The organism is Pseudomonas sp. A214, from assembly GCF_900156295.1.
GTDB classification, from domain to species: Bacteria; Pseudomonadota; Gammaproteobacteria; order Pseudomonadales; family Pseudomonadaceae; genus Aquipseudomonas; species Aquipseudomonas rhizophila.
Genome location: NZ_LT707062.1, coordinates 4,353,246 through 4,368,732 on the forward strand (window position 1 = coordinate 4,353,246; position 15,487 = coordinate 4,368,732).

The window sequence follows — 15,487 nt, forward strand, 5'->3', positions numbered from 1 at the left end:
GAGGTTCTGCGCTTAACCGCCGGATTGCGCCTGCACCCCGACCACCCCTTCCCTGTGCATCTGGCGCAACAACATCACCGCGTTATCCATGAATTCGTTTGAATCCACCCCCGCCTCCCGCGCCAGCGCAAACAACTGGTCGCGCCCAGCCAACCCGGGAAACTGCTCGATACGCTGCAACAGCCGCCAGGCCAACGGACTGAGTTCGGAAAAGCGCACCGCAAACCCAGGCGTTCGCCGCACCAGCAGCAGCGTCGGTTGCGGCGGTGGCGTCGTGGGTTGGTAGCCCGGCGCCAAGCGATGCACCGGCCAAAGGTACGCCAGCGGCCAGGCCAAAGGTGAAACACGCAAAGGCTGATCGAGCAATGCTGCCTCGTCACTGGCCGGCAGCGACTCGGCTTGCGCTTGCAGCAGCGCCATTTCGACCCACTCGTAGTGAGCCAGCTCGGCCATGAACGCCGGCTCGTCAGGCGACTGCCGGGCCGCGAGATAGCCCACGAACTCCCTGGCAATGTCTGCGAACCGGGGGGCGAGGCAACGATGCTCACGCAAGAAACGGCGTACGCAGGCCCGCCACGCCTCCTGCCCCAGCACGCTCACCAGTACCGGGAATGTGCCGCTGAGCAACGCACGCATGTTTTCGAAAATCAGGTCCCGATACACCTGCGCCCGAGCCACGTCCATGCCCGGCGGAATCGGACAGTGATCAGGATCGCGCAGGTAGCGGGTCAACGCCTGTTGCTGTTGCTGCAGTGTCTGCATGATTTCAGCCATGGGCCACCGCCTGCCCCGGCTCGGCCTGATCCTGCAATCGGCGAATAGTCTGCAGCTCGGCGGCCAGCACGGCGTAGGGCGGGAAATTGAAGTCCCGCTCGAGCAAGGTCGGCTGGACGCCGAAACGCGCGTAGGCCTGGGCCAGCAAGGCCCAGACCAGCGGTTTGACCGGCGCGCCATGACTGTCGATTTTCAAGGTATCGGACTCGTCGTAGTGCCCGGCCACGTGCATGCCCACCACCCGCTCAGGCGCAAGGCCAGTCAGGAATGCCTGGGGATCGAAGCCGTGATTGACCGAGTTGACATAAACATTGTTGACGTCCAGCAGCAGGTCGCAATCGGCTTCGTGCAATACCGCGCGGGTGAACTCCAGCTCCGTCATGTCTTGCTGCGGGGCGGCGTAATAGGAAACGTTCTCCACGGCCAGGCGGCGCCCCAGTACGTCCTGGGCCTGCCGAATCCGTGCCGCTACGTGATGCACCGCTTCCTCGGTAAAGGGCAACGGCAGCAAGTCATACAAGTGCCCTTCATCGCCGCAGTAACTCAGGTGCTCGCTGTACATCGGTACATTGAAGCGCTCCAGGAAGTCGCGCACCTGCGCCAGAAACGCCAGGTCCAGCGGCGCCGGTCCGCCCAAAGACAGCGACAGGCCATGACACGACAACGGATAGCGTTCGGCCAGCCCATGCAAAGCGGCGCCGTGAGCGCCGCCAATGCCGATCCAGTTCTCCGGGGCCACTTCGAGAAAGTCGAAATCCCCAGCGGGCGCCTCGCGCAGTTCATCGAGCAAGGCGCGGCGCAGACCCAGGCCTACTGAGGGTTTGGTAATTGAGGGGGTGACCTGTACGGCGGGGCCTTTCAGGCCTGAATGTTGAGGCATGGCACATCTCCTTGGGGTAAGAGATGGGAAGCCATGAAGGGCGATTGCCAATCAGTCTGTAAAAACCAAACCCTGTGGCCAGGGAGCGGCTCCCTGGCCACAGTTGTTCGCTCGACAGGGCATCACTGGCGCCTGCCCCGTCAGGCTTCCCACCGGTGAAAGTCAGGACTCGATAGCCGCCCCGCACTTGCCCTCGCCGCATTTGCCTTCGGCGCTCTTGGCCTGGCCCGCCAGGTATTTCTCGGCCTCAGGCAACGAGATGCCGCCATCATGGTTGGCGTCGATCTTGTCGTATTCAGCCGCGCGCTCCGGCGCCGCCGCAATGAACTCCTCGCGTGAAACCTTGCCGTCGTGGTTGGTATCGGTCTTGGCGAATTTATCTTCGCCGCACTTGCCCTCAGCGGGTTTCTTCACCGTATCGGCCGCCGCCAGGGTGTAGCCCTGGGCCAGATCGTTCATGGTCAGGGCCGAGGCTGCGGTGGAAAGGCCAAGGCCGCCGACCAGGGCCAGACCGAGTGCAAGAGACGAACTGCTGGAGAAGTTGAGCATGGGGGTGTTCCTCGAAAGTTCAGATACGCCAGTCACCGGCACCGGGGATCGGTGTCGGCTGGCAGGCGTAGTTAACCGTCGATGTGTATCCGGGCTGTGTCGCCAGCCGAGGTGAAAACAAGCAAATGTATCCAGGCCGCCCTGCTACACACTGGGATACACGCCCATGCGCGCGTGGCCGGTCGATCCGAACGAGCGCGGCATCGTTGTGCAGATCGCCAAACAGCTGCCGGGGAATCGCCAGGACAAGGAATGAGCCAGGCCTCTGCGACGACCGTTTTGCCTGAAGGCCAATAGCCAAGCGCCTCTGCGCCGTGTCAACTGTCGGAACGGTTAAGTTAATTGAGCCGACAGCCGATACAGGGACGTGCGGGATATTTCGCGTTTAGCTGATGGCTTGTTTATGACTGAAGATGCTGGCAACGACTCCACCGTTTCGCCCCCAGGCCTGCCCAGCCAGAGCTTCACCCGTCGCACCTTCCCGGCCATCATGCTTTTGCTGTTCGTCATGTCAGCACTGGCTATCGCATTGTTGCTCAGCATTACCGGGGCCCAGGATAGGCGCGCCCGTGAACAGAGCCTGTTTTTCGCCCAGCGCGCCATCGACGGTATCCGCGCCGGCATCGGGCGGGACCTGAGTGACTATTCCAAGTGGAGCGACGCCTACCGGCATCTGCATGTCGAAATGGACAAAGACTGGGCCTATGACCAGGAAAACGTCGGCAGCAGCGTTTTCGGGCTCTACGGCTACCAGGCGGTGTTTGTCATTTCCCCGACCGGCAAAACCGTCTATTCGGTGATCAATGGCGATATGAGTGAGGTCGACGCCGACACGTGGCTGGCCGGTGACCTGCAAGGGCTGGCGAAGAAAGCCAGCGACCCGCAGAACCGCGATGAAGTCATCGTCGAGCTGCTGCATCACGACGGCGCACCTGCGTTCGTCGCCGCCTCGGCCATCACCGTCGGCACCGACGACAGCGTGCCCGAAATCCCGGGGCCGCCCAGTTTGCTGCTGTTCGTGAAAGTCCTTGATGCCGCCTCTTTGCAAAACCTGGCGCGAGACTTTGCCCTGCCAGATGCCCACATCACCCATGCGCCGGAGCAGATGGGCACGGCCCGGATATCCCTTGACGGCCAGACCGGCGAGGCTTTGGCGTGGCGTCCGGAGACCCCCGGCAACGACCTGCGCAAGGCCCTGCTGCCCTTGCTGGTCCTGGCGCTGCTGGTGTTGGCCATCCTCGCGCTGGCGGTGCTGCGCCATGCCCTGGTCATGCTTCGCGCCCAGGAACGTCAATACGCCAGCCTGTTGGCCCACCGCAAGGCACTGGAACGTAGCGAAGAACGTTTTCGGGATATTGCCGAAGTGTCCTCCGACTGGTTATGGGAAGTGGATTCGACCGGGACGCTGACCTACCTGTCGGAACGTTTTGAACAAGTGACCGGCTTCAACCCCACACAATGGCTGGGCAAGCCCCTGCATCGGTTGCTCCATCCCCACGGTGGCTCGATTTCGATTGCCCAATGGCTGCTCGGCGGGGCCAACAGCGATTCGTCGGCACCGTTGTTATGCGAGTACACCGCGCGCAATCAGCGTATCCGCACGTGCAAACTTTCGGTCCGCGCCATCGAAGCCGGCACCTTGGGCTTTCGGGGCACCGCCACCGACATTACCGAGGAGCTGCGGGCGCTGGCCCAGATCAAGCACCTCTCGCTGCACGACCCGCTGACCGGGCTGGCCAATCGAAACCGCTTGTTCGATTGCCTCAGCGAACACCTGGACCCGGCCGACGGGGCACCGCTGGCGGTGCTGAACCTGGACATGGACCGGTTCAAGCCGGTCAACGATTCCCTGGGGCATGCCGTAGGCGACAAAGTGCTGCGGGAAGTGGCCCATATCCTTCAGCAGAACGTGCGCAGTTCCGACCTGGTGGCCCGTCTGGGCGGTGATGAGTTTGTCATCGTCATGCCCGATCCCGGCAGTCCCCGGGACCTGGAACAACTCTGTGAGCGCCTGATCGATTGCATGCAGCGCCCCATGCACCTGGACGGCAACACCTTGTACCTGGGCGTGAGCATCGGTGTGGCCTGGTCGCAACCCGGTGACGAGCGCGCCACTGAATTGTTGCGTCACGCGGACATCGCTTTGTATGCAGCCAAGGCGGCGGGCCGCAACACCTGGCGGGTCTATGAGGAGGCCATGGGCAACATGGCCCGCGACCGTCGGCGCTATGAGCAGCAACTGCGCGACGCCATGCAACGCGAACAACTGGAGCTGCGTTACTTGCCTCGCTTCGATGTGTGTGCCGAACAACTGCACGGCTTCGAGGCCCAGACTTTCTGGCACCATCCCGAGAAAGGTGAACTGGGTGGAGCGGACTTCATCCCGATCGCCGAAGCGTCTGGCCAACTGGAAGAGCTGGGGACCTGGATGTTGATCAACGTCTGCGAAGAAGCAGTGACCTGGCCCACCGCTGTCAACGTTTCCGTCGCGGTTTCGCCCAAGTGGTTCAGCAGCAGCTTCTTGCTCAATCAGGTGCGAACGGCCCTTGAGACAAGTGGCCTGGTCCCCCAGCGCCTGACCCTGGAAGTGGCCGAAGGGGTTCTGCTGATCGACCACAAAGCGGTCGCCAGTACCCTTCATGCGCTCAAGGACCTGGGCGTGCGCATCAATATCGACAAGTTCGGCACCAGCATCGCCTCCCTTCGCGAGGTACTGAACCAACCGTTCGATGGCATACGCTTTGATCGCAACATCCTGTCACAGCTGGGCCTGGAACACGATCGCGAAGGCGTGCTGGCGATGATCCGACTCAGCCGCAGCGTGGGTCTCATGGTCACCGCCGAAGGCATCGAAAACGCCCGGCAATTCAGCCAATTGCGCAGCGTGGCCTGCGACCACGTACAAGGCCCCTACTTCGGCTCGGCCCTGGCCCGCTCGGAAATGGCCTCGTTCTTTACAACACCCCGGTGGTTATAGGGCATCGTTCTGGATGACTTGAAACCACTCTTTGCGCTCATCCAGCGTGTGCCGAATCAATTCGACAAGCATCTGCACTTGCGGCATGTCCAGGGCGTGACTGCCCACGGCCATCCATAACTGACGCTGCATCGGGTGCTCGAATACCCTCGGCAACGCGATCAGGCCACGGTCCAAGCCACTCATGTACTGAGGCAACAGACCGATGCAGGCGCTGCAACGAATCATTTCCAGCATCAACGCGTAGGATTGCACCTGCACCACGCCCGCGCGGCGTTGCTCCATCAGAGCGTTCCACGGCGCGAAGCTGTCCACCTGACCGTCTGGCTGCCATTGCACAAGCATGTAGTCGCTCAGGTCGTCCAGGCACTCGGGGCGGGTAGCCGGGCGTGAGTAGCGCTTGGCGATGTGTGGCACATAGTCCAGCCGTGCCAGTCGTTCGGGTGATTGTGTGGGGAAACTCGGCCCCGGTCCCAAGGCGTGCGAATCACTCAACCACAGCACCAGGTCGGCACTGATGGCTTGCAGCGCCAGCTCACTGTCCAGGGTGATAATCTGCAACCGCACACTGGCGTTGCGCCGCAGCAAAGAGATCAGGTCACGGCCCAGGATGTCGTGCAGAATCGACTCGGCCACGGCCAGGCGGACCCGTGGTTGATCATTGTGCGGCACTGAGCTTTCGTGGACCTGTGCAATCAATCGCGCCTGTAGCTGCCGGCCCTCGCGACTGAGGGTCAAGGCGCTGCCCTGGAAACTGAACAACGAGCGTTGCAGCGTCGCCTCCAGCTGCGCCAACTGCTTGCGCAGCCAGGTCGCTTTGACGTTCAGGCTGCGAGCCGCCTGCATGAAACAGCCGCAACGAGCACTGACCAAAAAACACTGCGCCACCTGAGGCGAAATGCCGGATGCCTGGACCAGCCAGGGCTCAGCGATGCGCGACGGTGAGCGATACTCGGTGACAGCCTGGCGTCCTGCGGGCTCGATGAATGACATAGGTGACTCCCTGTCGGTTGTACGGGATAAGCGTTGATGCACATTCCAGCCAAGCATAATTCCCGTGGCGAGGGAGCTTGCTCCCGCTGGGCTGCGCAGCAGCCCCGATGAGGTTGCCGCGGTCCTCCAGCGGGAATCTGGATATAGCTTTTTGGGGCCGCTTCGCAGCCCAGCGGGAGCAAGCTCCCTCGCCACAAAAGCTTGGTGCGGGCTTGGCTAGCGAGCCTCCTCCAGCACCTTGCTCAACTGCGCGCCATCAATGCTCAGGGTCGCGGTGTCAAGCATGCCGTCCAGGTAAGCCTTGGCAATCTGTTCCTGGCGCTGGGCACGCAAGGCCTGGGTCAGGCGCTCGCGTACTTCCTCCAGGGTTGCTTCCCGGGGCGGCTGTTGTTCAGTGAGTTTGATCACATGGAAGCCCGCCGCGCTCTGCACCGGGTCCGATACGGCACCGAGTTTCAAACGAGCCACAGCCTCACGCACTGGCGGCACCAGTTGCTGCAACGGTTGCAGGCCACTGTCGCCACCGCGCTCGGCACTGGTGCGATCCTGGGAAAACCGGGTCGCCAGGGCGGCGAACTCTGCGGGCGACGCCTGGGCTTTCTGGCTCAACTCGACGGCTCTGCGGCGCGTCGCCTCCATTGTTTGCGGCTCGGTGGCGGCCAGGAATATCTGACTGACCCGGTACAGCGCCGGCACTGCCCAGTTGGCTTTCCCTGCCTCGTAAGCCTGCTGCAATTCCTCCTCACTGGGATACTCGGCCGGCACCTGACTAACCGACTGCAAGTAATCACGAAACACGATCTGCTCGGCCGCCGCCCGGGTCTGGCGTTCCACCTCCGGGCGCTGACGCCAGCCCTGGGCATCGGCCTGTTCCAGCACGGCTTTTTCCGCCAGCCGCGTACGGATCCAACCCTCCAGGACCGCTCGGTTACCGAGCATCTGCTGACGAACTTCCGGCGCCAGCGCCGACAGCAACACTTTGAGCTCTTGCGGGCTGACTTGCTGGTTGCCCAAGCGGGCCAGGCTCGGCGAATCGGCCGAGGCAACGCTGACGGTCTGCACAGCCGCTACTGGATCGCTGCCTGGCCTCAGGCCGAGCACAACAGCCACGGCGACCAGGCCCAACGCGGCGGCGCTGATAACAAAGGTCGGTTTTTTCACGATGCGGTGGCCTCCTCCAACGGCGGCTCGGCGGGTTCAACCTGGGGCTGCATCCGTGCCGCGTTCTGGCTGTACTCGCGCAGATAAACGATGAATTCCTGCAACAGGCGATCCCACAATTCCAGGTTGCTGCGCAAGTGATCTGCGCTGACACCTGCGGCGACCACGACATCCATTTCCATCACCAGGAACTCGCCCTGCACCGACAACCTTGCAAAACGCCGCGAAGCGTTCCATAGCTCGGCCAGACCGGCCGGCAACTCACCCTGTACCCGCAAGGCGCAACTGAAGGTGAAGTCCAGATACTGATCAGGCGCGGCCGACAGGTTGCCGAAGCGCACCGCATAACCGATGCCCTGGCTGGCGCTAAGCAGTTGCACGATGCCGTTCTGTTCCGTTTCGTTGACCCGGTACCCGGCGGCTTGCAACAGCTCGGTCAGGGACGTTGGGCTGACGTGTTCAATCAATGAAGTCATGGTCGACTCTTCCTTGCGCTATCAATGGGTGATCGAGGCCTGGGGCGCATCGAAACGGTTCTTGTAGAGGTCATCGCCAAAGCCCTGGGCCAGCTCTTCGAAACGCACCCGGGTCTTGGCGGCGAAGGGCTGGCGGATTTTCATGACGTCGGTGACGTCAATGGTTTCGTAGGCGTGGAGCAGCGTCTTGGCGACTTCGTACATCTGCTGATTCTTGACCGAACATTGCTGCACTTGTGTGTCACGCTCACTCAGTTGAGCTTCCAGACGAGCACGTTCGGCTTCCTTGCCACGGGCCAGGACCAGCAACTCGTCATAGGCTTTCTTGAACTTGCCGATCTGGTCATTGCTGGCCGCCACCTGGGCCTGGGCCTGGCTGCGCAGGCTCTGCTCGTGCCCGGCCAATTGCTCGTTCAGGGCCTGGGCCTTGCTCAACTGCGCGGTCAATTGCTTGATCTGCTCCTGGGCTTGCCGGGCCTGGTCTTGCGCCGCCTGCCGGGCGGCGCTGGCCTGGGCCTGTTCACTCTGCAAGGTTTGCAACTGCGCGGTGGTGCTGCGCAATTGCGCCCGCAGGCGTTCTTCCATTCCTTCGCCGTGGGCCGTGCCGCTTAACAGCAGGCCCAGCACCAGCAACGCTACCGGACAATGGTTCATGGCTCGCCTTTTCATGAGGCCTCCCTGCGCTTAGAAGCGCGTGTTGATTTCAAGCTGCAAGACATCGATGTCATACGGCGCGCCGTACACCGCTTCGGAACTCAGCCAGCGACCGGTGGCGAAGACGTTGCTCGCCAGACCGTAGTTGCCGCCCAGGAAGTAACCTTTGGCATTGGTGCCACCCAGGTGAAACGACGAATCGTTGAAACCGTCCGGCAAGGCATCCGGCTGGATGTACTTGTAGCCGGCGAACAGGTTCCAGTCGCCCTGGCGCTTGAGTTCCAGTGAGTTGCCCAAGGTGAACTGGAGCATCCAGGCGTTGGCGCCGCTTTCCACCTCACCGTTTTCGTCCAGGTTGTTGGCGAACTGCCCTTCGGAGCGCTTGCGCATCTCGCCTTCGTCGTAGCCCAGGTTATGCACGTAGTTGGCCTGGCTGCGCAGTTTCAGGTCTTGCGGCAGATCGGTGTCCCACTGCAGATTCAGGTCCAGCAGGTTGAACTCCGAGGCCAGACCGACATACTGCGGCTGTGGCGTGGTGGACGGGTTGAGAGGATTGGGCGTGATGTCCCGTAGCAGGAACACCGTGTTGCCCTTCTGCATGAACGCCACGCGCGAACCATCGCTGTCGCAACCCGGGTCACCGGCCCACGGCTCGCACGGCGAGGAGCGCTGGCCTTCGATATCGTCGAAGCGGTAATAGGCCAGCGCGCCCTTGACGCGGTTGCTGTCGTTGATCGCCCAATTGGCCCCCAGCTGCGCCCCGTACAACCACTTGTTGTCGCTCTCCTCTTTGTCGGAACCGTTGCTGGTGCTGGTGTCGTTGGTGTACTCCACCGGGAACGCACCGACGGTGCCGAACAGGCCCCAGTCCTGATTGAGCTTGCGGTTGAAAATCGCCGCCACCCCATCAAAATTCAGGTCACCGGAATACAACAGGTCGGTGGAGTAAAACGGATTGGCGATTCGCCCGCCGGTCAGGGTCAAGTCGTCCGAGGGTTTCCAGGTCAGGTAACCCTGGTCGAGCCAGATGTCCTTCTTGCCGAAACCGCCGCCCAGGGTCTGGGTGGTGGACACCGGGTTGTTGTCCGAGCCGGTGCCGATGCGAATGCCGGCGGTCCATTGCGGAGCGATCACAGCCTTCATGCCCAGACGTGCGCGCAGGCGGAACAGGTTTTCCCGGTCTTCGCGCGTATTGAGCAACGGCGGCAGACTGGAGCTGCTGTTAGGGTTGACGTCGTACGGTCCTCGGTCATTGAGCCGGGCGAAGTCGACGATTTCGTTGCTGTTGGTACCCGAGTAGTAGCGCGACTCATCGCGCAGGCGAATGTCGCCATCAAAACTGATCCGCGAGACCCAATCCGGAAAGGTGTTGGGCTGGGCCCAGTTTTCCTGCTTGGCGGTGGCCATGACTTCAGCCTTGACCTGATCGCGGATCTGCTCGCGCACGATGTTTGGCACGTATTGCACCCGCACATCCCCCGGTGCACCGGTCGGCGCTGCGGCAACCGCCGTGGCCGCCTGGCGGGCCTGCACGGCTTCCCGTTCGGCCTGGGCGATCAAGCCATCGGCCTGGTCCTGCTTCAACACGCCCTGCTGTACCAGCAGGCGGATCAGATTGATCGTGGCGTTTTCCGACGGCGCCGGGGCGGCCGCCGCGTGCCCGGCCAGGCTCAATACAACCAGGCCGATTGCCCAAGACAATCGATTCACATTGGAAATCATCTGCACACAACTCCTGTTGGCAAACTTTCAAATATTCGGTTAACCCGGACGCCGTCCCTGCAAGGACAGGCGCACGGGCAAAGTCAGGGAGGCCGGTGGCCGTTCACTCAGAGGGGGAGCGGTGCGCAAGGCGGTGATGACTTGTTCATCCACTTGCCCGTTGCCGCTGGACTTGACCAGCTCGACCCGGGTGATCTCGCCCACGGCGCTCAGCCAGACGTCGGCCTGCAGTGAGAAGGCCAGGCTGCGCAGCTCGGGGTTTTCCCGAAGCAGGCGCTGGAAGGTGAACGCCAGGAACTGGCTGTAGGTGCCGTTACCCAGCCGTCCACCTCCAGCCCCGGCCATGCCACCGCCCTTGCCCGCACCGATGTTGAACGCGTCGTTGCCGGCCTGGGCATCACCGTCCATTTGCATGGGGTTCTCCAGGTCATCCACCGGTGACGGCGGCGCTTCTTCTTCGGGCTTGATCTCCTCGGGTTCCGGGGTCGGTTCTGGCTCGACCACTTTCTCCTCGACCTGGGGCTCCGGTTCCTTGGGTTTTTCCGGCGGCGGCGGGGGCGGCGGCGGCAGCGGAATAATGGTTGGCACCTTCGGCGCTTCACGGCGCACGCCACTCATGTCGTTGGCCCATTGCCACAGCAACCAGGCCGCCACGCCACCCAGCACCAGGGCGGCGGCCCACTTGAGCAGGCGCAGCGGCGCGTTCTTCACCGGGGGCGGGTTGATGGGAAGTTTGGCGGTCATGGTCAGCCCTGGCTCGGTTTGCCGGTCACGAGACCGACCTGTGACAGTTCCAGGCGCCGCAACAGATCCAGCACTTCGATGACTTTCTGGTACTGCACCGTGGCGTCGCCGCGCACGATCACCGGAAAATCCGGGCTCTGGGCTTTTTCGATACGCAGACGCTCCTCCAGCTCGCCCAGAGTCACCGGGTAGGCATCAAGGAACACCTGCCCGCCGTCATTCACCGAAATGGCCTTGGTCTTGGCTTCGGACAGCGACACCGAGGCGCTGGCCTTGGGCAGGTTGATCTGAATACCCGACACCTGCGCCGTAGCGGTGAGGATGAACATCACCAACACCACCATGAGCACGTCCACCAACGGCGTGATGTTGATGCTGTCCACTGCGGCGTCATCGTCGTCATCGTGTGAAGCGTTTACGCTAGCCATGACTGCGCTCCTCAGGCCGGTACGGGCGATTGAACGTGATGGTCACGGCGATGCGCCGCTTCACCGGACTGACCTTCGCCGTGCATCTCCGCCAGGCGCGTGATGAACTCGTCGACGAACACCCGCATGTCGGCGCTGACTTCCTTGTTGCGGGTGATCAGCCGGTTGTAGCCAAACAGCGCAGGGATCGCGACGAACAAGCCCATGGCAGTGGCGAGCAAGGCTGCGGCCATGCCCGGGGCAATGGCGTTGATGTTCACGTCACCGGCCATGGCCGTGCCGAGGAACACCACCATGATCCCCAGCACCGTGCCGAGCAGGCCGATGTACGGCCCGCCGGCGATGGCGTTGGACAAGGTCGAGAGTTTCGAGCTCAGTTGCTGGTTTTCCCGGGTGCGCACACCGTCCATGGAGCAGCGGATCGCTTCGATGGTGGCGGCCGACACCGACGAGGTATCGGCGCCCTGCTCGCGACGGGTGCGGATCTCCTTGACCGCCACCAGGTACAACCGCCACAGGGACGAATGTTGCAGGCGCTGGGCGAGGTCCTGATCGTCGGCGAACATTTCCAGGCGCGTGCCGATCGTGGCGAACTGCTCACGGAAGGCTTCGTTGGCGGCACTGAGGCGGCTGACCATGCGGTTCTTGCGGATCATGATGACCCACGACTGGAACATCATCAGCACCAGCACCGCGATGATCACCCAGGCGTCCAGCGGCACAGCGTTGAGCAGGAAACCCAGGCTGCCGAAACCGAAACCGGACTGCTCTTCATCGACACCATAGGCCACCAGTTTCGATTCAGCGCCCTGGGCATTGGCATCAGCCAACAGCAGCGGCGCCGCACGGGCGACCTTGGACAGCCGCACCTCGTCCATGGCCCCGCTGAACGGCACAAAAGCCCCGGTGGGAAGATCAGTTGAAGGGTCGGAGGCAAGCCCCGTAGAAAGATCGGCCCCCAGGGCCATCGGCGAATTGAACGCCGGCATCGCCACCGCCAGGCTCGCGGTTTCACGACCGTTGACGTACAGCACGACCCGGTCGCCCGAGGCGGTCAACGCCAGGTGTTGCCATTGGCCGGGGTTCAACGGTTGAGTCGAGACGGCACGCTGACCGTCAATGTCCAGGAATGGCACACCCTGGTTCACCCCCACCAACAGGCTGGCGGCGGCCTCACGGCGGGCCAGGATCACTTGCTCACCGCTGGCCTGATCCTGGCGCAGCCAGGCGCTGAATGTGAACGCCGCGCCGGTGCTGTGCTGCAATGAAGGGCTGGCCGGCAACAGCAGCGGCTGACCGTTGAATTGCAAGGCGCGACCGATCACGCCATCGATGCTGGTTCCAGCGGCACCCTGGGCATTGTTGCCATACGCCGTGGCATCCCGGGGCGGTACACCGGTGGTGCCATCGAAGTGGTAAAGAGCGGTGTAATCCGGGTCGAAGGTCAATTGGCCGCTGCCGGTGGCCGGCGCCTTCTGGTTGCCGTAGTACATCCACAGATCCTGACGCTGGCCACCCTCCACGTTCGGTACATCGACCCAGATCAAGGCCATCCCCATCAACGGGTCGAAGCTTTCGATCTGGTGATTGAGCACGGTCTTGTCATCGGCACTGACAAAACGCAGGTCCGAGCCATCATCCTTGACACCGTCGAAGGTGAAGTTGCCGGTGTGCAGGCGTACCAGCAATGCGGTGCGGCCCAGGGCCTGGCTGATCGCCGCGCCTTGGGGCGTGGTGTCCACGGAAATCTGTTTGCGGTAGTGCCAGTCGTCCTGCCACCAAGCGTTGGCCGTGGCTGGAAGCACCAACCCCAGGCAGATAAACAGGGATAACAATAAGCGTTGCATGGACATGACTCCTAGGTTCAAAACGTCGCTTGCAGGTTGAAATGCAGGCGCGATTCCTGTTTCGAGGTGTTCGGCCCTTCGAGCAGCGGGTAGCCCCAATCGAGGCTGCCGGACAGCCATTTGCTCAGGCTCGCGCGAGTGCCGAGGCCGACACTGGCCAGGCTGTAATCCGCGTCCTGATCGGGCAGTTCGTCGCGCAAGTACAACTGCGCGCCTTCGGCGAAGGCGTAGAACCGCCACTCCTGGACATAACTGCCGAGGAACTTGGCAATGGAAGGTGTACGCAACTCCTGGGACAGCAGGTAGCCGTCATCCCCGGTACGCTCGGCGGCCAGATAACCGCGAACCGATGTCGCGCCACCGGCAGAGAATTGTTCGTTGGAAACCAGCGGCCCGGACGCCAGCTGGAACGCGGCTTTGGACGCGGTCTGCCAGTCGTTGGCGAAGGTGAAGGTGTAATTGCCGTCACCCTTGAGCACGGCAAAACTGGGGCTGGCGCGGTAGCGCTTGTAGTCGAAGTCTTCGTCGGAACTGCCATAGCCCAACAGGCTGCGGGTGCCCGCCACCAGGCTCAGGCCAAGGCCCAACTGGCTGTTTTCGGTGTAGCGAAAGCCGTTGTAGGCGAAGGTGAACGGCGCGTACTTGAGCGGTACTTTGTCGCTGGCGCCGCCCAGATTCAGCTCTTCCTCAAAGTCTTTGAAATCCACGCCAATGGAAAACGTATTGGCCCAGGCGGCGCTGGACGCCAAGGTGTAGATCGCCGAGACACCGTACGAATGGCCCCTGCCCAAGACGTTGCTGCCACCGATGGTCGCCACGTTGCTGTCGGATTGGTAACCGGAGAACTGCACACTCCAGTGCTCGTCCAGCGGCGCGGTATAGGAGCCCGACCAGACCTTGGCGTTTTCGGTGTCCTGGGGCGCGGTGAAGAAGGTCAGCGAGAGGCTGTGACCCAATTGCCAAAGGTTGTTGTAGCCCAGGCTGGCGACTGTGCGCAGCTTCTCGGTGTCGGCGCTGTAATCGTTATTGAGCCCCAGGCTGGCTTGCCACGGGTTCTGATCCTCGACCTGCAAGTCCACATCCATGGTGCCGGGCCGCTGGCCCTCGCGTACCAACGGCATGACCTGGCGCCCCGGGGTCTTGTTCAACTGCGCCAACTCGGTCTGGACCTGGGCGAAATCGGGCACCTCGCCTTCCTTGAGCGCGGGCACGTCCTCGCGGATCTCCACGGGCGAATAATGCTTGGCACCCACCACGCGGACTCGGCCGACTTTGGTCTCGCTGACCTGCAGGTAGACGATGCCGTCTTCGACTTTCTGCTCCGGCAACTCGACGAACACCGATTGATAACCGCGCGCCTGATAGGCCTTCTGCAGCGCCTCCCGGGCACCTTCGATATCGCTCAAGGCCTTTTGCGGGCCGAGGAACGGGTACACCGCCTCCTCGATGGCCCGGGCATCGAGCACGGTGTTGCCACGCACGAAATACTCGTTCACGTCCACCAGGCGAGCCGGGGCCGATTCGACTGCCTGCTGCGCTTGCGCGGCGAACGCCGACGGCCCCCCGACCGTCAACACCAACCAGCCCCACAGCGCTGGCCGCGATTTGAAGAAATGCTCCACACCACCCCCTGAATTCAAAGTACCGCTCAATTGCTTGCAGTCGATGTCGTGGCGTGCCGCGCCAGCCAGGTGTGCAGCAGCGCGAAATTCAAGGAGAACTCCGGCATTTGCAGCAAGGCACCGCAGAACACTTCACCGATTATTTTCTGGATGAGCCTCACCGCCCGCGCATCGCCCAGCAGCGTGGCGAGGTCTTTGCTCAAAACGTCGAAGCGCCAGACCTTCTGGTTCAGGTCCAGGCCGACGAACCAACGGAACAGCAGGTTGTAATTGAGTTGTTCGTAGAGTTGCTGCTCGCTGGGCACCGAATAGAGCAGTTGCAGTAAAAGGATGTGCATGACGGTCTGCGGTGCGATCAGCATCTCAGCGCTTGCGGTGAGGCCTTGCAGCACGTCGCGGTGGTCGTCCAGCAGGTCGTCGATTTGCGGACGCAGCAACACCAGTGAATGGCCTTGCGGGATGTAGCTGGACACTTCCTTGAGTGCGCCCTGCCAGTCATCCTGGGAAACGATCCAGACCCACGGTGCGCCGTAGCGATACACCGAGACCGGCTGCTTGCGCGCCGCCTCGACGATCTTCGACAACCGCTGGTCAAGCTCCTGCATGCCCACTTTCGAATAACGTTCCATAGTTCCCATCGCCTCACTCCCGGCTGCCTGC

The 15,487-nt window shown here is 62.4% G+C and carries 14 protein-coding genes; 1 reads left to right on the top strand and 13 read right to left on the bottom strand.

Annotation, left to right across the window (positions count from 1 at the left end):
* Nucleotides 1–12 precede the first annotated feature (12 nt).
* The 3 genes from BW979_RS19430 to BW979_RS19440 all read right to left on the bottom strand — a co-directional run bounded on the left by BW979_RS19430 (nt 13) and on the right by BW979_RS19440 (nt 2,203).
* The gene (locus BW979_RS19430; protein ID WP_083714441.1) at nt 13–774 is read right to left on the bottom strand and encodes an HvfC family RiPP maturation protein; all 762 of its coding nucleotides are present in this window, start codon (nt 772–774) and stop codon (nt 13–15) included.
* Complete coding sequence (locus tag BW979_RS19435) at nt 767–1,654, bottom strand: HvfB family MNIO-type RiPP peptide maturase (protein WP_076385212.1); 888 nt, start codon at nt 1,652–1,654, stop codon at nt 767–769. The genes BW979_RS19430 and BW979_RS19435 overlap by 8 nt, the downstream gene beginning before the upstream one ends.
* Before the next feature lie 162 nt (nt 1,655–1,816).
* The gene (locus BW979_RS19440) at nt 1,817–2,203 is read right to left on the bottom strand and encodes an EF-hand domain-containing protein (RefSeq protein ID WP_047228954.1); all 387 of its coding nucleotides are present in this window, start codon (nt 2,201–2,203) and stop codon (nt 1,817–1,819) included.
* Between the two features lie 403 nt (nt 2,204–2,606).
* Between BW979_RS19440 and BW979_RS19445 the strand changes: the two genes are divergently transcribed.
* Nucleotides 2,607–5,180, top strand: a complete 2,574-nt coding sequence (locus BW979_RS19445; RefSeq protein WP_047228953.1) for a bifunctional diguanylate cyclase/phosphodiesterase — start codon at nt 2,607–2,609, stop codon at nt 5,178–5,180.
* Here BW979_RS19445 and BW979_RS19450 read toward each other — a convergent pair.
* From BW979_RS19450 to BW979_RS19495, 10 genes are all read right to left on the bottom strand, one after another.
* Entirely contained in the window at nt 5,175–6,173 is a 999-nt protein-coding gene (locus tag BW979_RS19450; RefSeq protein ID WP_047228952.1) for a LysR family transcriptional regulator, read from the bottom strand. The genes BW979_RS19445 and BW979_RS19450 overlap by 6 nt on opposite strands.
* Before the next feature lie 216 nt (nt 6,174–6,389).
* Nucleotides 6,390–7,334 carry a peptidylprolyl isomerase gene (locus tag BW979_RS19455; protein ID WP_076385214.1) on the bottom strand — a complete coding sequence of 315 codons (945 nt, stop codon included), beginning with the start codon at nt 7,332–7,334 and terminating at the stop codon, nt 6,390–6,392.
* Nucleotides 7,331–7,810, bottom strand: a complete 480-nt coding sequence (locus BW979_RS19460; protein ID WP_076385216.1) for a YbjN domain-containing protein — start codon at nt 7,808–7,810, stop codon at nt 7,331–7,333. Before BW979_RS19460 ends, BW979_RS19455 begins: the two co-directional genes overlap by 4 nt.
* Before the next feature lie 21 nt (nt 7,811–7,831).
* Nucleotides 7,832–8,479, bottom strand: coding sequence for a hypothetical protein (locus BW979_RS19465; RefSeq protein ID WP_047228949.1), 648 nt, complete (start codon nt 8,477–8,479; stop codon nt 7,832–7,834).
* A 15-nt stretch (nt 8,480–8,494) separates the two neighbouring features.
* Nucleotides 8,495–10,186, bottom strand: coding sequence for a putative porin (locus tag BW979_RS19470; protein WP_076385218.1), 1,692 nt, complete (start codon nt 10,184–10,186; stop codon nt 8,495–8,497).
* A 39-nt stretch (nt 10,187–10,225) separates the two neighbouring features.
* Entirely contained in the window at nt 10,226–10,930 is a 705-nt protein-coding gene (locus tag BW979_RS19475; RefSeq protein ID WP_076385220.1) for an energy transducer TonB family protein, read from the bottom strand.
* Nucleotides 10,931–10,932: 2 nt separating this feature from the next.
* Nucleotides 10,933–11,358, bottom strand: coding sequence for an ExbD/TolR family protein (locus tag BW979_RS19480; RefSeq protein WP_047228946.1), 426 nt, complete (start codon nt 11,356–11,358; stop codon nt 10,933–10,935).
* Between the two features lie 11 nt (nt 11,359–11,369).
* Nucleotides 11,370–13,205, bottom strand: coding sequence for a DUF2341 domain-containing protein (locus BW979_RS19485; protein WP_076385222.1), 1,836 nt, complete (start codon nt 13,203–13,205; stop codon nt 11,370–11,372).
* 17 nt (nt 13,206–13,222) lie between these two features.
* Nucleotides 13,223–14,779, bottom strand: a complete 1,557-nt coding sequence (locus BW979_RS19490) for a ShlB/FhaC/HecB family hemolysin secretion/activation protein (protein WP_409936847.1) — start codon at nt 14,777–14,779, stop codon at nt 13,223–13,225.
* A 74-nt stretch (nt 14,780–14,853) separates the two neighbouring features.
* Entirely contained in the window at nt 14,854–15,456 is a 603-nt protein-coding gene (locus BW979_RS19495; protein ID WP_047228943.1) for a transposase, read from the bottom strand.
* Nucleotides 15,457–15,487: the final 31 nt, after the last annotated feature.